The organism is Afifella sp. H1R (assembly GCF_021462425.1).
GTDB classification, from domain to species: Bacteria; Pseudomonadota; Alphaproteobacteria; order Rhizobiales; family Afifellaceae; genus Afifella; species Afifella aestuarii.
On record NZ_JAKEDY010000003.1, the window covers coordinates 352654 to 375289 of the forward strand.

Genomic DNA, 22636 nt, shown 5'->3' on the forward strand with positions numbered 1-22636 from the left:
GTCATCTGCCCCCGCCTAAGATCAAACCGCATCGATGACGTCAGTGGGGCATGAGGATGGGGCTGGTGTGGGAGACGGGAAATGAAACTTCGGTTTCTGCTGCGCTGACATCTTCGGCAGGAGACCTGTCCAAGGGCGCCGTCGATGTCCTGGGCGACGTCGTTCTGCTCAATCGTGCGATCTACGGAGGAGCCGACGCGCTTCCCGATGAATATCTCGCCGATTACAGCGCCAACCGAGATCCCGATGACGTCGGCTTGCGGTCGGACCTCAATGTTTATGACCGCTACGATCTTTATCTGGCGCAGTTCGGCTTCAAGACGCTGTCCTCCTCAGAACTCGGCTTCGATGCGGGTGACATCGGTGCCAGCGAAACGAGCGACGGCTACGACCAGAACTACACCTATGCCGGTGACCTCTATCGCAACAATTACCGCGTGGATGAGGACGGGGATGAAAGCGTCTTCACGCAGGCAGGGGCCGTTGCGCTCGCGGCGATCAAGGAAAACGATGCCGGCAACACGCTCTATCTGACATTCCGCGGCACCGATGCGGACGGCATCTTCGCCGATGGAGAGGCCGGTACCGGCATCGGTCAGGCGCGCTACTACGAGCAGCTGCGGGCGTTCATCGACCAGGCGCTGGAATATGTCGAGGATCCGGCCAACGACGTCACCAAAGTCGTGGTCTCGGGTCACAGCCTCGGCGGCACCGTGGCGGACCTCTTCACCATCTATGACGGGGCGCGCTTTGCCGCCGTCGATGGTGTGGAGCTTGAAGTCGTGGCGCTCGCCTCCGCAGGCGTCGATCCGGTCGCGCTCACCTTGATGGGTGATTACGACACGTCGATCGTCGATATCGACGGGGTTTCGGTCTCGTTCAATACGCCGGACTGGTATTCGCAGCTCGACCATTCGGAAGACATCGTGCGCAATCCGGGCGCCTATGATGCGGGTGAGCATCTGCTTCAGGATCCGACCCAGGCGCCGATCACCGCAGCGGCGGTCGCGACCCTCGGCGATCAGATCCACTTCGAGGGCAACCGCGTCCAGTTCGATGCGCCCCTGATCGACCAGTACGCGATCTCGAAATCCTTCGATACGAACTTTCTCGCCGAGCATTATGCGAGTTTCTATGAACTCGTCGAAGGCGAGTTCGCACTGGTGGCCGGCGTGGCGCCGACGCTCGATTACGACCGCTACATCACCTTGAATGGCACCAACGAACGCCTCGACGGCGTCTCCGACGACAATCAGGTGAACGGCTGGAACGTGCCGATCGACGACGAAGGCAATTACGCCTCCGCCACCGACGATATCTTCATCATGGGACTTGATGGCAGCGACACGATCACGACCGGCAGCGGCGACGATTTTCTCACCGGCGGTGCCGGTGATGATCGCCTCAACGCAGGCTCGGGTGACGATGTCGTCATGGGCGACGTGTCGGGATCGTCCGGTCGCGATATCATCGCCTCGGGCGCCGGCGACGATACGGTCTATGGCGGCGACGCGGACGACGATGTGAACGCCGAGGACGGGCTCGATCTCGTCTTCGGCGGGGGTGGCGACGACATCGTGGCGGGTGGCGCGGGCGCCGACACACTCTACGGCGGCACCGGCAGCGATCTCGTCTATGGCGGAACCGCCAATGATCAGCTCGGTGGCGGCGACGGGGACGACACCTTGTGGAGCGGCGGCGGCGACGACACCCTTTTCGGCGGCAGCGGGGCCGACGAGATCGGCGGCGGTTCGGGCAGGGATCTCGCCTTCGGCGGCCTCGGCGACGACAGCGTCTATGGCGGCGATGGTGACGACGAGATCTGGGCGGGCGCGGGCTCGGACAAGGCCTATGGCGGCGCCGGCAACGATGTCATCGGTGCGGGCGGGGGCAATGACCAGCTCGACGGGGGGGACAGCAACGACACGCTTTATGCGGGAGAGGGGGCCGACACGCTTACCGGCGGCGCCGGTGCCGATATCCTTTATGGAGGTTCGGGCAGCGACGTCTTCGTTTTTGGGGAGGGTAGCGGCGCCGATATCGTCGTCGACTTCGATCAGGACGAGGGCGACGCAGTCGATCTCGAGGGACAGACGGCGACTGCCTCGGAAAACGACGATGGCGATCTCATCCTCGCCTTGTCGGGCGGCGGCAGCATCGTCTTTGTCGGCCAGACGATGGAGACGTTCGACCTCGATCTCTACGTCTGAGGTCTCCGCCCATTCAGCAAAGGTCGGCCGCGCGTCGACAGTCCCGCGCGGCCCGTGCATCTCGAATCGGGGAAGCTGTGCAGCGGCATGGCCGCCTTCCCGTCATCCCCCCTCGGCACGCACGTCCAGCGCGTCGCGCAGCCCATCTCCGATGAAGTTGAAGCCGGTGACGGCCAGCGTGATCGCGATGCCGGGAACGATGGCGAGCCAGGGGGCCGTTTCCAGGTATTGCTGTGCGCCGTTCAGCATGTTGCCCCAGCTCGGCAGCGGCGGCTGGATGCCATAACCGAGAAAGCTGACATAAGCCTCCGTCAGGATCGCGCGGGCCACGGTCAGGGTCGCTGCGACGATGATTGGCCCCATGGCATTCGGCAGCACCTCGCGGAACATCATGTGGCTGCCGCTGAGGCCGAGCATCTTGCCCGCCAGGACGAACTCGCGTTCCCGGAGCGAGCGCACTTCGGCCTCGACGATGCGCGAGACTTCCATCCAGCTGGTGAGTGCAATGATCACCGTGATCACGGCGGGGCTGGGTTTGAGGACCGCGGCCAGGGCGAGCACGAGGAAGATCGAGGGGAACGCGAGGAAAGCGTCGACCAGGCGCATGAGCACAGAGCCGATCCACCCACCGCGATAGCCGGCGACCACGCCGACGAGAGCGCCGACGAAGGTGGACAGGAGCATCGCGAACAGGCCCACCAGAAGGGAGATTCGCCCGGCCTCCAGCAGACGCGCCGCAAGATCGCGCCCAAGGGGGTCGGTTCCGAGATAATGATTGCCGCTGAAGGGTGGAGAAAAGCGCGCGCGGATGTCGATCTGCAGTGAATCGTACGGCAGCAGCCAAGGCCCAAGTATGCAGGCCAGCGCGAGCGCCACGATGATCACCGCGCCCACCAGCGCCAGCTTGTGCTGCATGAAGCGCCTGGCGGTCCGGCTTCGCCACCAGCGTTCGCGTCGTCGGGAATGAGGGGGGGCCGAGAGTGCGGTCATGTCGCTCTCCTTTGGGTCAGGCAAGACGGATGCGCGGGTCGACCATCGACACGACGATATCGGCGATCAGATTGCCGAGCAGCGTCAGGATGGCCGACAGCATCAGCAGTCCCATCACGACCGGATAATCGCTGTAGCTCAGGCTATCGAGGAACAGCCGTCCCATCCCGGGCCAGGTGAAGACGGTCTCCGTCACCAGTGCGCCGCTCAGAAGCTGCGGCAGCTGCATTCCGGCGAGGGTGATCATCGGCAGCAGGGCATTGCCGACGACATGCTTCATCAGCACACGTTTTTCGCGGACGCCCTTGGCGCGGGCGGTCTTGACGAAGTCCTGGTGGATGACGTCGAGCGTCGCCGTCCGCATGTAGCGGCTCCACACGGCGACATGCACGAGCGACAGGACGAGGCTGGGCAGGATCAGATGATGCAGATAGCCGAGAACCGTCTCGTCGCCGATCGTGTACATGTTCCCGGCGGGAAACCAGCCGAGCTTCAAGGAGAAAATATAGATCGAGACCAGTCCGAACCAGAAGGTCGGGATCGACAGTGCCACCATGGCGCCGACCGTGGCCGTATAGTCGAAGAGGGAATATCGGTGTGTCGCCCCGCGGATCCCGATCCAGGTGCCGATGGCGATGGAAATGGCCATCGACGAACCCATCAGGATGAAGGTCGCGAAGATATGGCGCCCGATCACTTCGGTCACCGGCGCGCCGTCACGGTAGGACGTGCCCCAATCGCCGTGGAGCATCCGCCAGGCCCAGTCCAGATACTGGATCGGAAGCGGCCGGTTCAGTCCCATCTGCTCTTTGAGACGCTCCAGATCGGCAGCGGTCATGCCCGGATCAAGCGCGTACTGCGACAGCGGTCCCCCCGGGATGAGGTTGAGGATCGTGAAGCCGATGATCGACACGATGATCAGGAGAATAAGGCTTTGCCATAGGCGATTGAGCAGAAATGGGAGCATTCAGCGGTCTCGGAAATACGACGTGAGCGTCAAGCCCGTCGCCGCGAAGGCGGCGACGGGCGCCAGAAAGGTCAACTGACCCAATACCAGCTGGCGGCGTTCCAGGATTCCGTGCGGGTGTTGCCGTTGGGCTCGAAGCCTTCGATCCCGGACTTGCGCCCGTGGATGAAGTTCTCGGCAAAGAGCGGCAGGAACGGCAGCTCGTGACGGACGATCTTTTGCACCTCGTCGTAGATCACCTTGCGCTCGGCCGGGTCGAAGATGCGCGTGCCTTTTTCCAGAAGCTCGTCGATGCGGGCGTTCTTGATCTGCACGTTGTTTGAGCCGGAGCCGCCCTGTGCCGTGATCGCGCTCGAATGGAAGCGGTTGGTGACGTCCGGGTCCGAGCCGATCAGGTAGGTCGTGCCGACGACCGCCGTGTCGAAGCGCGACTGCATCCAGAAGTCGCCCCACATGACGGCAGCCGGCATGTTTTCAATCGTCATCTCGACGCCGACCTGTTGCAGCATTTGCTGGACGAATTGCTGCATCTGTTCGCGCAGATGGTTGCCGGACGTGGTGGAGTTCTTGAAGGAAAGCCGCACGCCATCCTTCTCGCGGATACCGCCCGCGCCGCGTTTCCAGCCGGCTTCGTCGAGAAGCGCATTGGCTTTGTCGGGCGAGTATTCGTGCAGCGGCAGGTCCGGATAATAGTAGTAGGAGTTGCGCGGCACATAGCTTTCGACCGGATCATGCACTCCGTAGTAGATCGCATCGATGATCGCTTGCTTGTCGATGGCCGCGTAAAGGGCCTCGCGCACCGCGAGTTCTTTGAATTGCGGACGCTCCAGGTTGAGCGCGATCGATTCAATCGACGGAGCCGGTTGCAGCACCAGCGTGCGATCGGGGAGGGTCTTGGCTTCTTCGTAATTGTCCGGCGTGATGTACATCCGGCCCAAAAGGTCGATGTCGCCGCTGCGGAACTGCGTGAAGTGAACGGTGATGTCCGGGATATACTTGAACACAAGCCGTTCGAGGTAGGGTCCTTCGCCGTGATAATCGGCATTGGCGAGCAGCTCGACCCGGTCGCCGGCGAGACGACGGTCCCATTTGAACGCGCCGGTGCCGATCGGGCTCTGGTTGAAGGGGGCGCTGTTGGGGTCCTCGACGCCTTCGAAGGCATGCTTGGGAACGATGAAGGTTTCCGTCAGGAAGGACAGGTAGGGCGAAAACGGCTCTTCCATCCGCCAGGTCAGCTCCGTCGGGGAGACCACGGTGATGTCACGCAAAAGCGAGTGCCCGGCCGTGCGCCAGGCGCGGAAATCCGGATTCACGATCAGCTCGAGCGTGAATTTCACATCTTCGGCCGTAAAAGGCTCGCCGTCGTGCCATTTCACGTCGTCGCGCAGCTTGATGCGCCATTCGGTGCCATCCTCGGAAATGCCGCCGTTGGCCTGGGTGGGCACCTCGGTTGCGAGATTGGGCACGACCTCGCCTTCAGGCGTGAAGCGGAACAAGGCGTCGAAGACCGAGAAGTGAACGCCGTCGTCGACTTCGATTTTGACCATCAACGGGTTGAAAACGGTGGGTTCCTGCACGAGGCCCACGATCACCCGGCCCTCCGGGGAGCCCTCGGTCTGCGCAAAGGCCGGCTTGCCGAGCAGATTGGGGGCCATCAGCGTGGCGCCGGCGGCGCCCATAAGTCCGAGCGCACCGCGCCGGGTCAAAGTTATATTTTTCTTCTCGGTCATCGACTCTTCCCTCTCGAAATGAACGGGTTGGTGGGTCGGCGGCTTCAGGCGGCCGCCTTTTCCCCTGGAATTGCTGCCACCAGCTCTCGCGTGTAGTCGCTCTGGGGATTGAGAAAGATCTGCGAAGGCGGTCCCATCTCGACGATGCGGCCCTTCTGCATCACGGCAATTTCGTCACTGATCTGCGAGGCGACGCGCAGGTCGTGGGTGATGAACACCATCGAGACGCCGGTCTCCCGCTGGATCCGGTCAAGCAGTTCGAGGATCTGTGCCTGGATGGACACGTCCAGTGCCGAGACCGATTCATCTGCGACGAGGAGGCGTGGTTTGAACATCAGCGCCCGGGCGATGCCGACACGTTGGCGCTGGCCCCCGGAGAATTCGTGCGGGTAGCGATCGAAAGCTCCGGGATCGAGACCGACCTCGGTGAGCAAGGCGAGGGCCTCGGCCTTTGCATCTGAAAACGACATGCCGTGCGCGCACGGACCGACGGTCAGGATCTGGCCGATGGTCGAGCGCGGGTTGAGGGAGGCGAAGGGATCCTGAAAGATCATCTGGATCCGCGGACGAAGCGGGCGGAACTCGGCCTCGGACATCGGAGCGATATCCGTGCCCTCGAAAAAGATCTCACCGCCGTCGCTTTCGGCCAGTTTGACCAGAAGGCGCCCCATCGAGGACTTGCCCGAACCGCTTTCTCCGACGACGCCAAGCGTGCGCCCCGGCAGCAGGTCGAAGCTCGCGCCCTGAACCGCCTTGACGACGCGTTCGGTGCCGAACATCCGGCTGCCGCTGCGATAGGTCTTGACGAGGTCGCGAACTTTCAGAATGGGCGTGTCGCTGCGGGCGACATGAGGCGTGCGGTCTTGCCCGATGATGTGCGGAACCGCGGCGATCAGGCGCTTGGTATAGGGATGGGAGGGCGTCTTGAGGACCGTATCCGCATCGCCCTGCTCGACGATCTTGCCCTTTTCCATCACCACCACGTTGTCGGCGATCTCGGCCACCACGCCGAAATCGTGGGTGATGAACACGACACTCATATTCTTGCGGTGCTGGATGTCTTTGATAAGCGCCAGGATTTGCGCCTGGGTGGTGACATCCAGCGCGGTCGTCGGTTCGTCCGCGATCAGGATGCCGGGCTCGAGCGCGAGCGCCATGGCGATCATGACGCGTTGCCGCTGACCGCCGGACAGCCGGAACGGGTATTGCCGGTACATCGTCTCCGGGTCGGGCAGTCCGACCTCTTTCAGAAGCGCGACGGCGCGGGATTTGCGTTCGGCCTTGGTGCCGACCCCGTGCGCGGACATGACTTCGACAATCTGATCGCCGACGGTCATCAGAGGATTGAGCGCCGAGAGCGGATCCTGGAAGATCATGGACACCTTCCGCCCGCGCATGTCGCGAAGCGCCGCAGGATTCATGGACTGAATCTCCGTGGTGCCCACGTAGATGCTGCCTTCACCGATGCGAATGCTGAAGGGAAGGAGCCCCATGATGGCGTTCGCGGTGATCGATTTTCCTGACCCCGACTCCCCGATGATGCAGAGAATCTTGCCCGGCACGAGATCAAACGAGATCTGCGAGACCGCGTAGGAGCGCTCCATCCCCTTGGGAAGGTTCAATGTCAGGTTTCTGACCGAAAGCGCGGCGTCCTGGCCGAGCGGGCGCGGGTTAGGCTCGATTGTCACGAAACGCTCCTCCTGCCATGCTTGACGCAGGTGAGCATATATTGAAATTAGCCGCAAGAATTTTGATGACTATCTACCGACAGATAGAGCCATTTGCGCGCAGGAACGCTATGCAAAAAATTGATTTATATAAGAAAAACGTATTTTGGCTATTTTTCGGGCGTCGGTGGAAATGAGGCATTTCCGATTGAAATTTCAAAATTTTGCGTGCACTGTTCGAGTTGCGAGAACGCCGTCAGGCATTGCTGGACCCGGCCTTCTGCTGACACACGCTTGCCGGAAGGGAGCCGTCTATGGATCAGAAGTCCAGCTTTAGCGTCGAGCATGCCGAAGAGCATGTTGGGGCCACTCTGCGCCTGTTGCGCAAGCAGAAGGGAATGTCTCTGAAGGCGCTCGCCGAGGCGTCGGGCGTTTCCGTAGGCATGATCAGCCAGGTCGAACGCGGCCTCGCCAATCCCTCGGTGCGCTTGCTCACATCTTTGCGGCGGGCGCTGAACGTCTCGTTTCAGGAGCTCTTCGCCAAGCCTGCATCCGAGACGGAGCATGCGGGAGATCCCGACTTTGTCAGGCGCGCGGACAATCGCCCGATCATAGACCTCGGGGATTTGCAGAAGGAATTGCTGACGCCGACGGATAAGCCGCACCTGCAGCTGATGATCATTCACATCGATGCCGGCGCGGAATCGGGTGGGTGGGCGCTCAGTTATCCTGCCGAAAAGGGCGGTCTCGTCCTCGACGGGGAAGTTATCCTGACTGTCGACGGCAAGAACGTCGCTCTTTCACATGGCGATAGTTTCGCCTTCGACGGGATGCTTCCTCACAGCTTGAGCAATGTGAGCTCCGAGCCGGCTGCAGTGCTCTGGATCATCGGCGCCGTTCAGTTCGATCGCCATTTGTAAAACCATCCTTCAGAGATAGGCCAATGTCGAAAACTGCTCAAATTCAGAACAGCCCTTATTGGTGGATTGCTGCTCCCGTGCGGCCGCTGCCTGTGCAGCCCCTGCCGCAAAAGACCGACGTGCTGATCGTCGGGGCCGGCTTTGCGGGGCTGACCGCCGCGGTGATCCTGGCCCGTGCAGGACGATCTGTCGTCGTCGTGGACAAGATGATGCCGGGCGAAGGTGCCTCGTCGCGCAACGGGGGCATTACGAGCGGCAACATTCGGCCGAGCTTCGACGAACTTTCTCGCCGCTTTGGCGGAGAGCGCGCACTTGCCATCGAGGCCGAAGGCAAGACGGCGCGGGAATTTCTCTACGACTTCATTCGCACCGAAAAGCTCGATTGCGATTTTCAGCCGGTGGGCAAGTTTGGTGGTGCCATCGGGAGGGAGCAATATGAAGCCGGTGCGCGCACTGCAGAGACGCTGCACAAGCGGCTGGGGATAGAAACCTTTGCCGTGCCGCAGGCCGAGCAATCCCGCTATATCGGCAGTGATTTCTATCGCGGTGGCCATGTGCGCATGGACATCGGCGGGGTGCACCCGGCGAAACTCGCCGCAGAGATTTTACGCCTCGCACTGGAGGCCGGTGCCGCCGTGCATTCCGGGACCGAGGTGAAGGGCGTTCGTCGCGACGGCGCCGAATTCTCCGTCGAGACCTCAGCGGGCACCGTCTCTGCCCGCCAGGTTCTCGTCTGCACCAACGGCTACACCGATGGCTCCGATCCGTGGTTGCGGCGTCGTCTGATCCCGGTTCGCAGCCGGATCATCGTGACAGATCCGCTGCCCACCGAGGTGATGGACCGGTTGATGCCGAGCCGGATGATGTACAGCGAAGGGCTGATTCTGGGGCACTATTTCCGGCCGACGCCGGACGGTACGCGCATTCTTCTGGGCGGGCGCGATGCCTCTACGGGCACTGACGAAACAGGGCCTACGGAGAATATCCGCCAGGGCTTGCTGCGGATCTTCCCGGAGCTGAAGAGTGTCGGCCTCAGTCACAGCTGGTATGGCCATGTCGCCATGAACTGGGACATGGTTCCGCGCCTTTTCGAGCGCGAGGGCGTGACCTATGCCACCGGTTTCTGTGGCTCTGGTGTCGTGTGGGCGCCCTGGCTTGGAACCCGCGCCGCGCACAAGCTGCTCGGAGACGATCAGGCCCGCACCGCCTTCGAGTTTCGCCCCCCGGCGGCCATACCCTTCTACAACGGCAAGCCTTATTTCCTTCCCGCTGTCATCCAGGGCTATCGCCTGCGTGATCGGCTGGCTCTGGCGCGCGCCACGCGCTGAAACGGGACAGGCGTTCCCTCTCGCTCCGTCGAGGTGACGAATTGCGGAACGACTGCCGTCACACACCTCCGTTCTGGAGGCCGCCGGCAGTCTTTCTGAATTGAAACGATCTCAGCCGATCGCGTGCGAACAACCGCCGAGGCTGTCGAGAGGCATTCGCTCGCACTTCGCAACGGCGCAGATCGCCGGAGGGTGAAGGAGCCGCGCTTCTCATCCTGCGGACTGACCGACGGCCGCGCCGCTCTCGTCGCGCGTGAGGCGTGGTCCGCAACAAGGAGATCCCAATGAATGCCACGGCTGGGGCCCGTGTCGAACTGATCGACCTGACGCCCGAACATATTCCCCACGCACACCGCCTTTCGGTGCAGGAAAACTGGCTGCATCGACCCGAAGACTGGGGGCACCTCCTGGAACTCGGCAAGGGCCGGGGCGCCGTGTTGAACGGGCAATTGGTCGGGACCGCCAACTTCGTTCCCTACGGGGAGGCGGCTGGTACCTGCAACATGATCATCGTCGATCCTTCGGTCCGCGGAATCGGGCTCGGCCGGCGGTTGATGCAGGCGGCGCTCGATGCGGCGGGGCACAGAGAATGTCGTCTGACCGCGACCGAGGCCGGCCGCCCGCTCTATGAAAAACTGGGCTTCGCCGCGACCGGTATGATCACCCAGTACGGCGGTACGGCCGTGAGGGTGGAGGCGCCCGACAGGGTCGAGAAGGCGGGTTCGGACGATCTGGACGTGCTGGCGGCTTTGGATCTGGAGGCGATCGGAATGAACCGTCGCGCGCTGCTTGCGCTGTTGCTGCGCGATGGGGACATATGGGTGCAGCGTGACGGGAGCGTGCGTCAGGGATATGTGGCGCTCCGCAAGTTTGGGCGCGGCATGCTGATCGGCCCGCTGGTGGCGCGCGACGATGCGACGGCTGAGGGGCTTCTTCGGGCCGGCATCGCGCGCACAGCTGGGACTTTTCTGCGGTTCGACCTGACCGCCGCGGGAGACCGCCTGGCTGCGATTGCGGCAGAAGCCGGCCTTGAGCGGGTCTCGACCGGGCTCGCCATGACGCGGCCGGGAGCCGCCCCGACCCGACAGACCGGTCCTGCCAACGTCTACGCCCTCGCAAGCCAGGCGCTCTGCTGAGGCTTGATGGCATGCCCGAGCGCACAGTCGACGCCAGAGGCGCGCCGGCGCGGCTCTCGGCGCTGCGCTGCCGCACACCTGATCAACGCCGCCGACCTTCTCTCAGTGAAACAGGAACGACCTCATGACACTCAGCTTCGATCCCGACACCCTCGAGCTGCCCCGGGGCCACTTCATCGACGGCGCCTATCTTCAGGGCCCGGACGCGATCGAGGTTTTTGCCCCCTCTGACGGGCGCAAGCTGGCCTCCGTCCCGCTCGCGGACGCGCAGACCGTGGACCGGGCCGTCGCCTCGGCGAAGGCGTCGCTGGAGAGCTCGGGATGGGCGGGCTGCGCACCGCGTGACCGGGTCCGTATTCTGCATGCCTGGGCGGACTTGATCGAGGCGGAGGCGACGACCCTGGCCCGGCTGGAAGCGGTCGCCTCATCGCGACCGATTGCCGAGGCGACGACGGGCGACGTGGTGGTGGCGGCCGAGCAGATCCGCTTCTTCGCTGAGTTCGCCGACAAGGAATGCGACGCGCTGGTGCCGACATCGGACGGGCAGATGGGCTTTATCGCATCTGAACCTTATGGCGTCGTCGGTGCCATCACGGCCTGGAATGTGCCGATCGCGCTCGCCGGATGGAAGCTCGGGCCGGCATTGGCGGCGGGCAATGCCGTGGTGCTCAAACCGTCTGAAATGACGCCGTTTTCGACGCTCTATCTGGCAGAGCTGGCGGTTCGGGCCGGGCTTCCGGCCGGGCTCTTCAATGTGGTGGTCGGCGATGGCGCAACCACCGGCGAGGCGCTGGTGGCGCATCCGGACATCGGCAAGGTCTCGTTCACGGGATCGACACGGGCAGGCGTCGCCGTGATGGAAAATGCGGCCCGCAACGGCATCAAGCCGGTGACGTTGGAGCTCGGCGGGAAATCGCCCCAGGTCGTCTTCGCCGATGCCGACATCGAGCTCGCGGCGCAGTGCATCACCCGTACAATCCTGAGCAATGCCGGGCAGGGCTGTGTCGCCGGCTCGCGCGTTCTGGCAGAGGCCTCGGTGGCTCAGGAACTTGGCGAGCGCATCGTCTCACTGATGAGTGCCGTTCGCCCCGGCCCGACATGGGACGAGATGACGACCTTCCCGCCGATCATCTCCGAAGGTCAGCTCTCGAGGATCAGCGGGATTCTGGACACCTCTCGCAAAGCCGGCGCGGAGATCGTCTGCGGCGGGGCGCGGTTCGATCGCGCGGGCAGCTTCTTTCAGCCGACCCTGGTGACGGATGCACCAGAAGAGTCCCCCGTGATGCGCGAGGAGGTGTTCGGGCCGGTCTTGTCGCTGCAGTCTTTCGGCAGCGAAGACGAAGCGGCAACGATGGCGCGTCACCCGACCTATGGTCTGAGTTCCGGGCTTTTCACCCGCGATCTGTCGCGGGCCCTGCGGATGACCCGGCGTCTCGAAGCCGGCACGGTCTGGGTCAACCGCTATGGCCGCTCCCGCGATCACATCCTGCCGACGGGCGGGTGGAAGGCCTCTGGCCTCGGCAAGGACCTGGGACGCGAGGCATTCCTCGCCAACCGGCGCACGAAATCGGTCCTGATCGATCTCTGAGATCCGCCTCTGATATCCGCGCGCATCCTTGAGCGTCCCCGTTTCGCCGCGGGGATGCCCGTTCGCGTGGAGATACTCATTCAACGGCCGCAACGGCGACCACTCGATCGATGCGCAGCGAACGATCTTTGCCACGACGCAGTCAGATCGGCTGCCGCCTCCCTTGCTGAATTCCGGCTTGGCATTGAAGAGAGCCAGAAAATCGTTTCATTGTGCTCTGCGGATGCTCGATCACCCAGGCGAGGTGATGGTCTCCCAAATCCTTGGATGGCGGCGTTCAGCGCCTGTCCGTCCAATCGCGGCGGGACTCTGTGTTGGAAATTAAGTGACTGAATATCTGCATAAATTCGCCGTTGCGCCGATGATCGACTGGACCGATCGGCACTGCCGCTATTTCCATCGTGGGCTGACGCGGCGGGCGCTTCTCTATACGGAGATGCTGACGGCCGATGCCCTCATTCACGGCGATCGCGACCGGCTGCTCGGTTTCGATGCCGAGGAACATCCCGTCGCCCTGCAGCTCGGCGGCAGCGATGCGGCGAAGCTCGCCGAGGCGGCCCGCATCGGCGCCGATTTCGGCTATGACGAAATCAATCTCAATGTCGGCTGTCCGTCCGACCGGGTGCAATCGGGCACGTTCGGCGCCTGTCTGATGCGCGAGCCGGAGGTCGTGGGGCGCGGCGTCGCGGCGATGAAGGCGGTCGTCGATCTGCCGGTCACCGTGAAATGCCGTCTCGGCGTCGACGATCAGGATATCGAGACGGCGCTCGATGCGCTCGCCGATCTGGCCTTTGCGGCGGGAGCCGACGCACTCTGGGTGCATGCGCGCAAGGCCTGGCTTCAGGGTTTGTCGCCGAAGGAAAATCGCGACGTGCCGCCGCTCGATTACGACCGCGTCTATCGGTTGAAGACGCGCTGGCCGGATCGTTTCATCGGCATCAACGGCGGCATCACGGACCTTGCGGCGGCAAAGGCGCATCTTGAGACGGTCGACGGCGTCATGCTCGGTCGCGCCGCCTATCAGGATCCGGGCCTTCTTGGCGGCGTCGACCGCGAGATTTATGGGGAGGAGGCGTCAGCGCCCGATCTCATCGCCGCAGCGCGGCGGATGTGCGCCTATGCGGAGGCGCATTGCGCTGCGGGCGGGCGCATGGCGGCGGTGACGAAGCCGATGATCGGCCTCTTTCACGGGCGTCCGGGCGCGCGCATCTGGCGGCGCATCCTGACGGTCGAAGGCGTGAAGGCGGGCGCCGGGCCGGAGGTCATCGAAAAGGCGCTCGCAGGTCTTGCGGAAGCTGGCGGGCTTGAAAGCCTCGCCGCCTGAGTGACGAGCCCGGGCGGAGCCCGATCAGCTCTGCGGCGTGATTCAGCTCTGCGGCGTGATGATGAGTTCGCCGTTCTCCACCCGCCATGAGGCAAAACGGTTGAGCACGTTCATGCCGAGAAGGTTGGAGAAGAGCTGGCCTTCCTGCGCCACGCCGGCCGGGACGTTGTTCAAGGTGAGGGGGCCAATCTTGAGCGTATGGATTTCGGCGCGTGCCTGCAGCGTGATGCCGTTCGCCGTCTCCACCATCCGGTCGAAACGCAGGGCCGTCACGTCGATGCCGGCCCGAGCAGCGTCCTCATAGGTCAGGACGAGGCTCGAAGCGCCTGTATCGACCAGGAAGTCGAGCTCATGACCGTCGACATCCGCGGTGAGCTTGAAATGCCCGTTGGAGCTGCGGCCGACATTGAGCACCTGTCGCCCGCTGTCGTCGACGCTCACCGTCATGCGCCCGGGCGCCAAAACATCGATCACCGGTCCGGCAAAGCGGGTCAAAGGCTCGCGATAAGCATAGACCACGACCAGCCCGACGACGAGGGCGACCCAGATGAGAGCGTGTTTCGCGGCCGTGCCGAGGCGCCCGCGATAGGCGGCGAGGCCGCCGACGACGAGGATCAGGACGCCAATGAGGTAGACGACGCGGGGCCATTCCGCGTCGCCGGAACCGAGGATGATGAACGATTGGTCGAGCATGGGCCCCAGATGGGGATCTCAGGCCCCGAGTGCCAGAGTTGCGAACAGGATTGTGGCTGCAATCTGTTCCGAGGCGCCGATCGTATCGCCGGTATGCCCGCCGATCAGCCGCCGCGCCATGGCGCTGAAGGCGAAGACGCCGAGTGTCGCCAGAATGATGGCGAGGAGGCCGGTGAACGGGAACATGACGATGAGAATGAGGATCGCGGGCACGCTCAGGAGAACCGCGAAGCCGAGATCGGCGGTCTTCGGCCATCCGGCCCAGCTCGCGACACCGTCCGTGCGGGCCGGCGGGAGGCTCGTCCAATGCGTGTAGGCGAGGGCGCGCGAAAGGGCCGCGACGCAGATGATGGAAAAGGCGCCGACGCCCACGCTCTGCGAGATCTCGCCAAGCGCGACCACCTTGATGATCACGGTGAAGAGGAGAGCGAGGAGCGCGTATGTGCCGATGCGGCTGTCATGCATGATCTCAAGCCGCTGTTCGCGCGTCTTGCCGCCGCCGAATCCGTCAGCCGTATCGCCGAGCCCATCTTCGTGCAGTCCGCCGGTGATCAGCGCCATCGCGCCGAGCGCCACGGCGGCGGCGAGCACCGCCGAGCCGCCGAAGGAGATGATGAGCGATAGGATGACCGCCGGGGTGAGCGCGATCAGCATCCCCGCGAGCGGCAGGCAGGCGGAGGAGACCGAAAGCGGGCGTTCTTCGCTCGGCTCGGGCTTGGCCCGGATCGGCAGGCGGGAGAGGAAGGCGAGGCAGGCGCGAAGGTCCTGCGGCAGGCGGGTGAAATGCTGGGCGAGCGAGCTCATGCGAGCCTCCGGCGCAATGAAACAGCGCTACCATTAGGCCGTCGAAGGGAAGGTTGAAACGGGGCGGGCTGACGCATTGCACTCCGCCAATCCTCCCTTTAAGCGATTGTGACGTAGGGGCTTTTCCCCCCGTTCTGCCCCCAAGAGAAGTGAGAATCCCATTGTCCATCCGTGATGCCGGCACACGTGCTGCGCCGTTCGACGATTTTCGTGACCTTGTGAAGAGCCTTCCGGCTCCGGATGCCGAGGCTCTTGCCGCGGCCCGCGCCCGCCAGGGGCGTTTGACGAAGCCTCCCGGAAGCCTTGGCCGCCTGGAGCAGATCGCCATCTGGCTCGCCGGCTGGCAGGGACAGGAAAAGCCCGTCATCGAGCGCCCGATGGTTGCCGTTTTCGCCGGCAATCACGGGGTTACGGCCCGCGGCGTCGCGCCCTATCCGGCCGATGTCACGCAGCAGATGGTGGCAAATTTCCGCGCCGGCGGCGCCTCGATCAACCAGCTCTGCACCTCCTTCAATGTCGGCCTCAAGGTCTTCGAGCTCGCGCTGGAATTGCCGACGGGCGATATCGCTGAGAAGGATGCGCTGAGCGAGCGCGACTGCGCGGCCACCATCGCCTATGGCATGGAGGCGATCGAGGGCATCGATCTTCTCTGCCTCGGAGAGATGGGCGTCGGCAATACCACGGTCGCTTCCGCGCTCTTCTGCGCGCTCTTCGGCGGCGAGCCGGAGGAATGGGTGGGCTACGGCTCCGGCTCGACGGGCGCGGTCCTGGAAGCGAAGATCGAGGCGGTCAGGCTCGCCTGCGAGAGAGTGAAGGGCGAAACCGATCCGCTCGTCATTCTGAAGCGCGTCGGCGGCCGCGAACTCGCCGCCATGGTGGGCGCCGTGCTGGCAGCCCGCATGCAGCGCATCCCGGTGGTGGTCGACGGCTTCGTCACGAGTGCAGCGGTTGCCGTGGTCCACAAGATGGCGCCGGGCGCCACCGATCACTGCATCTTCGCGCATCGCTCGGCAGAGAAGGCGCACCGTCAGGCCGTCGAAGCGATGGGCGGCGCGCCGCTTCTCGATCTCGGCATGCGGCTCGGCGAAGGCACGGGTGCGGCGATTGCCGCGGCCATCGTCCGCGCTGCCGCCTACACCCATTCCAACATGGCGACCTTCGACGAGGCCGGCGTGTCGGGGGAGGGCGTCAACGTCGATCGCGCCGGCGGCTGAGCTTCGTCATCTGAGATTTGAGAAAGGGCATCGCCGTCTCTGATGGCGATGCCCTTGCGCCGTTCGCCGTTCAGCTCGCCTTGCGCAGCTGCGCGGGTTTGCGTGCCCGCATCAAGGCCCAGGTGCGGTTGTCGTCGGTGAAGGCCGAGACGACCCGCTTCGCCGGCAGGATGGCGATGGCTTCCGTGCCGACGCCCACCTTGCTGCGCAGGACGAAGTGGCCCCCGTGGAGATGAATGAGCGCCTGGACGATGGGGATGCCGAGGCCGGTCCCCTGTTCGGCGTTCTTGATGGAGATCGAGCTCTGGCCGAAGGCTGAGAGGACGATCGGCAGCTCGTCGGCGGGAATGCCCGGGCCGTTGTCGCGCACCGAGATATACTGGCCACCGCCCTCGGTGCGGCCGACCTTGAGGGCCACCTCGCCGCCGGCCGGTGTGAATTTGAGGGCATTGGCAAGAAGGTTGAGCGTCACCTGCCGGATCGCCTGCTCGTCGACGACGATCTTCGGCATGTGCTCCTCGAACGCTTCCGACACCTTGATGTTCTTCTGCCGTGCCTTGAGGTCGAGCAGCCCCTTGGCATCCTGCGCGATGCTGACGAGAGACAGGAGTTCCTCACGCAATTCCCGCTTGCCCGCCTCGATGCGGGAGAGATCGAGGATCTCGTTGATCAGCTTCAGGAGATGCTGGCCGGAATTGTAGATGTCGTTGAGATAGTCCTTGTAGGCATCGTTCTCGATCGGGCCGAGCATCTCGTTGCGCATCACTTCGGAGAAGCCGAGAATGGCGTTGAGCGGCGTCCTGAGCTCGTGGCTCATCGTCGCCAGAAACTGCGATTTTGCCATATTGGCCGCTTCGGCCCGCCGCCTGGCCTCGTCGGAGACGGCCTTGCCCTGTTCGAGCTCGGCGAGAACGGCGTCCTTTTCCGCGCGAAACACCAGGCTCTGCGCATATTGCTCGTTGAGCTGGCCGGTCAGGTAGAGAAGCATCGCCTCCGCGCCGAGTGCGCAAAAGGCCACCATCATGTCGATGAGGCTCGGCGACACCATATGCGCCGCACCGAGGCCGATGGCGATCGGCAGCGTGCTGGCGACGGACGCCGCCGGCAACGGGGCCGCGACGAGAGCACTCAACGACATAAAGACGATGACGGTCGCAAAGCGCACCACGTCGATGCCGATCAGCGTGTCGGCAGCACCCGCCATCGGAAACAGGAAAGGAAACACCGCCCAGCCGAGACCATAGAGCGCTTCCACCACCACGAAGCGGTTCTTCCAGTCGACCAGCGAGCGCTGATTGGGGGCAAGTGCCGCATAGCGGCGGCAGACGACGGTCGCCGCAAGATGCAGGACGAGCACGCCCGCGCCCCAGGAGGCGGCCCATAGCGGGTTGCCGATGAAGCCCATCATCACGGTCAGGACGAGGATGAGGCCCAGCACGATCGGCGCGAAAGAGATGCGGTTCCTGGCGTATTGGTCCGCCATCTCTTGCTCGAAGTGGAAAAGCGCGTCGCTCGGCCCGCTCTCCGTCGTGACGTTGCGCACCAGCGCGCGGGTGATCATATTGCGGCGTGCGGCACGGGACTCGTCGGGCGAAGCCTGCAAAATCGTCGCCTGTGCCACATCCACCATGGGTTCTTCCCCAACTCTTTTCCCGCTTTTTCGTAGTGGAGCGCGGTTAAGATCGGGCGAGTGAAGATGGTTAAGAGGCCGTAAGGCCGTGGTCCGGGCAAATGGGCCGAAGCGGAGGTGAGAGTGAAGTTACTCGATGGCGGACGCGCGCCGAACCCACGCCGGGTGCGGATTTTCCTGGCCGAGAAGGGCCTCGAAATACCTCTCGAGCCCGTCGATATTGGCAAGAAGGAGCATTATTCGCTCGATTTTCTTCGCCTCAACCCGATGCGCCGCCTGCCGGTTCTTGTCCTCGACGACGGCACTGCGCTTTCGGAAACGATGGCGATCTGCCGCTATTTCGAGGCGCTGCATCCCGATCCGGCGCTTTTCGGAAAGACCGCTTTGGAACAGGCGCAGGTGGAAATGTGGAACCGCCGCATCGAGCTCGATCTCTATGCTCTCGTGGCCGCGATCTTTCGCCACTCACACCCCGCGATGGCGGAACTCGAAAACCAGGTGCCGGAATGGGCGGCGGCCTGCCGCGAGCGGCTGCCGGAGCTTTTCGCCTTCCTCGACCGCGAGATGCGGGGAAGGGAATTCATCGCCGGTGACAGCTTTTCCGTCGCCGATATCACCGCGCTTGTCACTTTCGACTTCATGAAGCCCGCGAAGGTGGACATTCCGGAAGATTTTGCCGCTCTGCGCGATTGGCATGCGCGTCTCAAAGCCCGTCCGAGCGCGTCTGCCTGAACGCGTGGCTGAAACGCCTTCCAAAGAGACGCCTGAAACGGCGGAGGCGCTCGCTGCGCGCATCCGCTTCTGCCGTATCTGTGTGGAGCGGCCGTTCGCGTCGCCCTTGCCGCACGAGCCGAATCCGATTTTGAGGATTTCCTCCACGGCGCGCTTGTGCATTGCGAGCCAGGCGGCGGGCACGCTCGCGCATGCCACGACGACGCCGTTCAACGATCCCTCCGGCGAGCGCCTGCGCGACTGGCTCGGCGTCACGCGCGACGAATTCTACGACGTGTCGAAGATCGCCATCGTGCCGATGGGGTTCTGTTTCCCGGGTCAGGACGCAAAGGGCGGCGACCTGCCGCCGCGGCGCGAATGTGCGCCCTCCTGGCGCGAGGCGGTTTTCAAATCCATGCCGCAGCTGGAACTCGTGCTCGCGATCGGGCAGTATGCCATCGCCTGGCATCTCGGCTCTCTGCGCCGCCGCACGCTGACGGAGACCGTCGCCGACTGGCGGGATGTCGTCGCGCAGTCGGGTCCGCCGCCCGTCCTGCCGCTCCCGCACCCTTCCTGGCGCAACAACGCCTGGCTGAAGCGTCATCCGTTCTTTCGCGAAGAGGTTCTGCCGTTTTTGCGGGGGCGCGTGCGCGAGCTTCTCGAGCCGCAGAGTGGAGAGAAGGACGGCAAGTGACGCAGCGCTTGCCTCGTGCGCGCCAACAATGGTCTAACGACGCAAAAATCTGCCCGAGGCCTGAATGGACCGCATTGACCGCATGATCCTCTCTGTCCTGCAGGAGGATGTGACGCTCCCCGTTGCCGAGATCGCCCGGCGTGTCGGCCTGTCGACGACGCCGGCCTGGCGGCGCATCCAGAAGATGGAAGAAGACGGCGTCATCAAGAAGCGGGTGGCGGTCCTCGACCCGAAATCGGTCAATGCGCATGTCACCGTCTTCGTCTTCGTGACCACCAATCAGCACAACGAAGACTGGCTTCTCCGCTTTGCCAAGATCATCTCGGACATGCCAGAAGTGGTGGAATTTTACCGCATGAGCGGGCAGGTCGACTACCTCATCAAGGTGGTCGTGCCGGACATCGCCGCCTATGACGCCTTCTACAAGCGCCTCGTCTCCAAGATCGACATCACCGACGTCTCCTCTGCCTTTGCCATGGAGAGGATCAAGGACACGACGGCCCTGCCGCTCAACTTCATGCAGCTCGACCCGCCGCAGAAGACGAAGGGGTAAGAGGTCCGAACGCCGGCTGTGAGACAGGCTCCGCTCGGTGCGTCAGCACGGGTGCGAGAGCCGGAAAGCTCTCCACGATCGTCTTGAGCGGCACATCCTGTGGCATGAACTCCAGGACGAGCACGGCGTCGCGGTTCGTTTCGAGGATCGTCCCGGCATGCGTGTTCACGACGAAAAAGCGCAGCTCCGACCCTGTCTCCTTCTGCAGCGCGAACCAGGCGATGTCCCTCCGCCAGCGGGCGTCTTCGTCAAGGCGGCTGTCGAGGTCGGCCAGCTTCGTGCGCAGGGCGTCACGCTCGTGCCGGGCGAGAAGGAGAAGAAGATGCTCCCTCGGAATCCAGCCGCCGTAGCGGTAGGCGCCTGTCTGTCGCTTCATCTCCGAAAAACGCTCGAGCATCCTGGTCGCGTCTGCTTGGGTGAGGCCGCTCTCCACCTCGTAATCGTAGTAAAGCTCGAGAATGCTATCGGTTTTCTCCACCACGCGGCTCACGCCGAAGGCCTCGGGTGATTTCGCGATCGGAGCATTGTGTTCGAAGGAAAACGTCCCCGTCCCCTCCGAGTGGATGATGGCGGAGTTGTCGATGAGGAAGTGCGCCGTCTCCATGGCTTCGGCTTCCGTTTCCGTCGGGAAGCCGAAGAAGTTGAAAGTGTGGTTCCAAATGCCGGCGGCATCGGCGTCCGTGAGATTGGCGCGCATGACGGCGCGCGTGTTGTTCTTCCGCATATGCCGTTGCACGCGCTCGCTGGCGCTTTCGAGACCGATGTAGAGAGAGCGGAAGCCCGCCTCGTACATGTCGCGATAATGCTCGGCCCGGAAGAAGCGCTCGAACTTGTAAAGGCCGGTGAAGAAGTAAGTGCGTCTCGGCAATGCTGCCGGCAGCGTCTTGAAGAGTTTTGGCGGGATCGCCTCGTCATTGAGGGCGAAATGCGTCACGCCGTGACGGGCGTTGAGGCGCTCGACGTCGGCAGCGATGGCTTTCGGATCGCGCACCCGGTAGCGGTCTCCGTAGATCATGCCATGGTAGCAGAAGGCGCACTTGTCCCAGTAACATCCTCGGGCGGAGAGGAGCGGTAGCACGATGTCCGGCGAGAAATATCGGCGGAGATCGAGGTCGCCGAAATCGGGTGTCGGGATTTCCTCCATGGGAAGCTGCGGAGCGAGATCGGTCATGACGATCCGGCCGTTTTCGTGAAAGGCGATCCCGGGGGTGCGTTCACCGCACGGATCGGTGGCCGACAGGAGACGATCGGCCGGAATTTCACCCTCGTAGCGCACCACGATATCGAAGAAGCGACCGAAGAGGGGTTGCAGGGCATCCTCCCGGTCGAGCAGGCGCGAGAATACACTGCCGCCAACGAGGATTGGAACGCCGGGGAAGCGCGCCTTCAAGGCGGCGCCGAGGGTGAGAGAGGGCAGGATCTGCTCGGTTCCGATCACCGAAATCCCGAAATAGCGCGGAACCTCGTCGATCTCTGCGATCTTCGAACGGAAGAACGGCAGGAACGGATTGTCCTCCTCGCTCTCGCAGAAGGCATCGACCGCGGCCGCGGAGCGGAGAACCCGCGCCGTCGACAGAGATGACGTGCCCACCTCCACCACCGGCTCGGCGACCGAGAATGCGTAGAGGAGCCGCTTCAGCGCGGTGACGCTCTCATAGAAATCTTCCACGCGATCGAGGCAGGCGGGTGAGCGCAGGCGGTCGACCGCGGAGCGCTTTGTCTCGTAGTTGCTGAGGATGCCGAGAGCGAGATAGGCCGAGTTGCGGTAGATCTCGTTCTCTTCCCGCAGCTCGCGTATGTAGCGCATCAGCCGAGCCGAGGCCTTCGCCAGCCTGCGGCGGTCGATGAAATACTCGTAGAACTCGACGTTCCAGTCGGACTGCCGGACACGATGGCCATGGCTCTCGAGGTAGGCCTTGAGCGAAGGCGTCGAGAGAAAGGGCTGGAAGGGCGACCATTGCGGCGGGAAGATGAGATGAAGGTCGGGTGCCGTCATGGGCAGCCTCCCTGTGCCGGCGTGCCGTGCAGCACGCCGGTCCCTTTGCTGGCGAAACGAGGGGTGAAAGCCTGGCCGCGCCTATTCCGGCTTGGCAATGCCGCGGACGTTGCCGCCCTGGTTCTGGTTCTGATTGTCCATGACTTCGTCGCCCGGCGCGAGCAGAACAGAACGCAGGCTCTGCAAGGCTTGCGGCTTCATGGCGATGAGATCTTCCAGCTTTCCCTGGTTCTGGTTCTGGTTGTCTTCGGCCGTCTCACCCATGCCGCGTCCGACGCCGATGCTGCGCAAAACTTCCGGCTTCATCTCCGCGAGAGCGGCCATGTCACCCTGGTTCTGGTTCTGGTTGTCGGCGAGCGCGAAATCATCAGGCAGGCCACCTTCGATTTGACGCATGAGTTCAGGGTGAAGCTTCTCCTTCAATTGGGTAATGAGTGCTGTCTTATCCACGACACACCTCCCTCTCTCCTGAAGTTCACAG

General features: G+C 63.5%; 19 protein-coding genes. 10 read left to right on the forward strand and 9 right to left on the reverse strand.

Annotation, left to right across the window (positions count from 1 at the left end; genetic code table 11):
* Window positions 1–65: 65 nt before the first annotated feature.
* Window positions 66–2210 carry a hypothetical protein gene (locus L0F51_RS18730; protein ID WP_234630674.1) on the forward strand — a complete coding sequence of 715 codons (2145 nt, stop codon included), beginning with the start codon at window positions 66–68 and terminating at the stop codon, window positions 2208–2210.
* 102 nt (window positions 2211–2312) lie between these two features.
* Here the strand turns inward: L0F51_RS18730 and L0F51_RS18735 are convergent, their stop codons facing one another.
* The 4 genes from L0F51_RS18735 to L0F51_RS18750 all read right to left on the reverse strand — a co-directional run bounded on the left by L0F51_RS18735 (window position 2313) and on the right by L0F51_RS18750 (window position 7501).
* Window positions 2313–3200, reverse strand: coding sequence for an ABC transporter permease (locus tag L0F51_RS18735; RefSeq protein ID WP_234630675.1), 888 nt, complete (start codon window positions 3198–3200; stop codon window positions 2313–2315).
* A 16-nt stretch (window positions 3201–3216) separates the two neighbouring features.
* Window positions 3217–4167 carry an ABC transporter permease gene (locus L0F51_RS18740; RefSeq protein ID WP_234630676.1) on the reverse strand — a complete coding sequence of 317 codons (951 nt, stop codon included), beginning with the start codon at window positions 4165–4167 and terminating at the stop codon, window positions 3217–3219.
* Between the two features lie 71 nt (window positions 4168–4238).
* A complete protein-coding gene (locus L0F51_RS18745; RefSeq protein ID WP_234630677.1) occupies window positions 4239–5897 on the reverse strand; it encodes a peptide ABC transporter substrate-binding protein in 1659 nt (552 codons plus the stop codon).
* Window positions 5898–5941: 44 nt separating this feature from the next.
* The gene (locus L0F51_RS18750) at window positions 5942–7501 is read right to left on the reverse strand and encodes an ABC transporter ATP-binding protein (RefSeq protein ID WP_234630826.1); all 1560 of its coding nucleotides are present in this window, start codon (window positions 7499–7501) and stop codon (window positions 5942–5944) included.
* Window positions 7502–7878: 377 nt separating this feature from the next.
* On the opposite strand from L0F51_RS18750, the gene L0F51_RS18755 reads away from it, so the two are divergent.
* From L0F51_RS18755 to dusA, 5 genes are all read left to right on the forward strand, one after another.
* Window positions 7879–8484, forward strand: a complete 606-nt coding sequence (locus L0F51_RS18755) for a helix-turn-helix domain-containing protein (RefSeq protein WP_234630678.1) — start codon at window positions 7879–7881, stop codon at window positions 8482–8484.
* Window positions 8485–8507: 23 nt separating this feature from the next.
* Window positions 8508–9812 carry an FAD-binding oxidoreductase gene (locus tag L0F51_RS18760; protein WP_234630679.1) on the forward strand — a complete coding sequence of 435 codons (1305 nt, stop codon included), beginning with the start codon at window positions 8508–8510 and terminating at the stop codon, window positions 9810–9812.
* A 284-nt stretch (window positions 9813–10096) separates the two neighbouring features.
* Window positions 10097–10948 carry a GNAT family N-acetyltransferase gene (locus L0F51_RS18765; protein ID WP_234630680.1) on the forward strand — a complete coding sequence of 284 codons (852 nt, stop codon included), beginning with the start codon at window positions 10097–10099 and terminating at the stop codon, window positions 10946–10948.
* 124 nt (window positions 10949–11072) lie between these two features.
* Window positions 11073–12536, forward strand: a complete 1464-nt coding sequence (locus L0F51_RS18770) for an aldehyde dehydrogenase (protein WP_234630681.1) — start codon at window positions 11073–11075, stop codon at window positions 12534–12536.
* A 361-nt stretch (window positions 12537–12897) separates the two neighbouring features.
* Window positions 12898–13860 (forward strand): tRNA dihydrouridine(20/20a) synthase DusA, encoded by a 963-nt coding sequence (dusA, locus tag L0F51_RS18775; RefSeq protein WP_234630827.1) that lies wholly within the window; start codon window positions 12898–12900, stop codon window positions 13858–13860.
* Between the two features lie 42 nt (window positions 13861–13902).
* On the opposite strand, the gene L0F51_RS18780 is transcribed toward dusA, so the two are convergent.
* Window positions 13903–14553, reverse strand: coding sequence for a TIGR02281 family clan AA aspartic protease (locus L0F51_RS18780; RefSeq protein WP_128292819.1), 651 nt, complete (start codon window positions 14551–14553; stop codon window positions 13903–13905).
* Window positions 14554–14571: 18 nt separating this feature from the next.
* Window positions 14572–15357 carry an adenosylcobinamide-GDP ribazoletransferase gene (gene cobS, locus L0F51_RS18785; protein WP_234630682.1) on the reverse strand — a complete coding sequence of 262 codons (786 nt, stop codon included), beginning with the start codon at window positions 15355–15357 and terminating at the stop codon, window positions 14572–14574.
* A 167-nt stretch (window positions 15358–15524) separates the two neighbouring features.
* Between cobS and cobT the strand changes: the two genes are divergently transcribed.
* Window positions 15525–16571 (forward strand): nicotinate-nucleotide--dimethylbenzimidazole phosphoribosyltransferase, encoded by a 1047-nt coding sequence (gene cobT, locus L0F51_RS18790; RefSeq protein ID WP_370642460.1) that lies wholly within the window; start codon window positions 15525–15527, stop codon window positions 16569–16571.
* Window positions 16572–16641: 70 nt separating this feature from the next.
* On the opposite strand, the gene L0F51_RS18795 is transcribed toward cobT, so the two are convergent.
* Window positions 16642–18201, reverse strand: coding sequence for a HAMP domain-containing sensor histidine kinase (locus L0F51_RS18795; RefSeq protein ID WP_234630684.1), 1560 nt, complete (start codon window positions 18199–18201; stop codon window positions 16642–16644).
* A gap of 123 nt (window positions 18202–18324) precedes the next feature.
* On the opposite strand from L0F51_RS18795, the gene L0F51_RS18800 reads away from it, so the two are divergent.
* The 3 genes from L0F51_RS18800 (at window position 18325) to L0F51_RS18810 (ending at window position 20159) form a co-directional block, all read left to right on the forward strand.
* Window positions 18325–18933, forward strand: coding sequence for a glutathione S-transferase (locus L0F51_RS18800; RefSeq protein ID WP_234630685.1), 609 nt, complete (start codon window positions 18325–18327; stop codon window positions 18931–18933).
* Between the two features lie 4 nt (window positions 18934–18937).
* The gene (locus L0F51_RS18805; protein WP_234630686.1) at window positions 18938–19606 is read left to right on the forward strand and encodes a uracil-DNA glycosylase family protein; all 669 of its coding nucleotides are present in this window, start codon (window positions 18938–18940) and stop codon (window positions 19604–19606) included.
* Window positions 19607–19670: 64 nt separating this feature from the next.
* Window positions 19671–20159 carry an Lrp/AsnC family transcriptional regulator gene (locus tag L0F51_RS18810; protein ID WP_092809729.1) on the forward strand — a complete coding sequence of 163 codons (489 nt, stop codon included), beginning with the start codon at window positions 19671–19673 and terminating at the stop codon, window positions 20157–20159.
* On the opposite strand, the gene L0F51_RS18815 is transcribed toward L0F51_RS18810, so the two are convergent.
* Entirely contained in the window at window positions 20122–22155 is a 2034-nt protein-coding gene (locus L0F51_RS18815) for a radical SAM protein (RefSeq protein WP_234630687.1), read from the reverse strand. The two genes, L0F51_RS18810 and L0F51_RS18815, sit on opposite strands and share 38 nt — an antisense overlap.
* An 81-nt stretch (window positions 22156–22236) precedes the next feature.
* Window positions 22237–22605 (reverse strand): hypothetical protein, encoded by a 369-nt coding sequence (locus L0F51_RS18820; protein WP_139163681.1) that lies wholly within the window; start codon window positions 22603–22605, stop codon window positions 22237–22239.
* Window positions 22606–22636 lie beyond the last annotated feature (31 nt).

Excerpts from the sequence above, each read along its gene's own strand:
- L0F51_RS18770 (WP_234630681.1), top strand. The coding sequence starts at position 11,073 with ATGACACTCAGCTTCGATCCCGACACCCTCGAGCTGCCCCGGGGCCAC.
- L0F51_RS18810 (WP_092809729.1), top strand. The coding sequence starts at position 19,671 with ATGGACCGCATTGACCGCATGATCCTCTCTGTCCTGCAGGAGGATGTG.
- L0F51_RS18780 (WP_128292819.1), bottom strand. The coding sequence starts at position 14,553 with ATGCTCGACCAATCGTTCATCATCCTCGGTTCCGGCGACGCGGAATGG.
- L0F51_RS18755 (WP_234630678.1), top strand. The coding sequence starts at position 7,879 with ATGGATCAGAAGTCCAGCTTTAGCGTCGAGCATGCCGAAGAGCATGTT.
- L0F51_RS18760 (WP_234630679.1), top strand. The coding sequence starts at position 8,508 with ATGTCGAAAACTGCTCAAATTCAGAACAGCCCTTATTGGTGGATTGCT.
- cobS (WP_234630682.1), bottom strand. The coding sequence starts at position 15,357 with ATGAGCTCGCTCGCCCAGCATTTCACCCGCCTGCCGCAGGACCTTCGC.
- L0F51_RS18735 (WP_234630675.1), bottom strand. The coding sequence starts at position 3,200 with ATGACCGCACTCTCGGCCCCCCCTCATTCCCGACGACGCGAACGCTGG.
- L0F51_RS18740 (WP_234630676.1), bottom strand. The coding sequence starts at position 4,167 with ATGCTCCCATTTCTGCTCAATCGCCTATGGCAAAGCCTTATTCTCCTG.
- L0F51_RS18750 (WP_234630826.1), bottom strand. The coding sequence starts at position 7,501 with ATGGAGCGCTCCTACGCGGTCTCGCAGATCTCGTTTGATCTCGTGCCG.
- L0F51_RS18745 (WP_234630677.1), bottom strand. The coding sequence starts at position 5,897 with ATGACCGAGAAGAAAAATATAACTTTGACCCGGCGCGGTGCGCTCGGA.
- L0F51_RS18795 (WP_234630684.1), bottom strand. The coding sequence starts at position 18,201 with ATGGTGGATGTGGCACAGGCGACGATTTTGCAGGCTTCGCCCGACGAG.
- L0F51_RS18765 (WP_234630680.1), top strand. The coding sequence starts at position 10,097 with ATGAATGCCACGGCTGGGGCCCGTGTCGAACTGATCGACCTGACGCCC.
- L0F51_RS18815 (WP_234630687.1), bottom strand. The coding sequence starts at position 22,155 with ATGACGGCACCCGACCTTCATCTCATCTTCCCGCCGCAATGGTCGCCC.
- dusA (WP_234630827.1), top strand. The coding sequence starts at position 12,898 with ATGATCGACTGGACCGATCGGCACTGCCGCTATTTCCATCGTGGGCTG.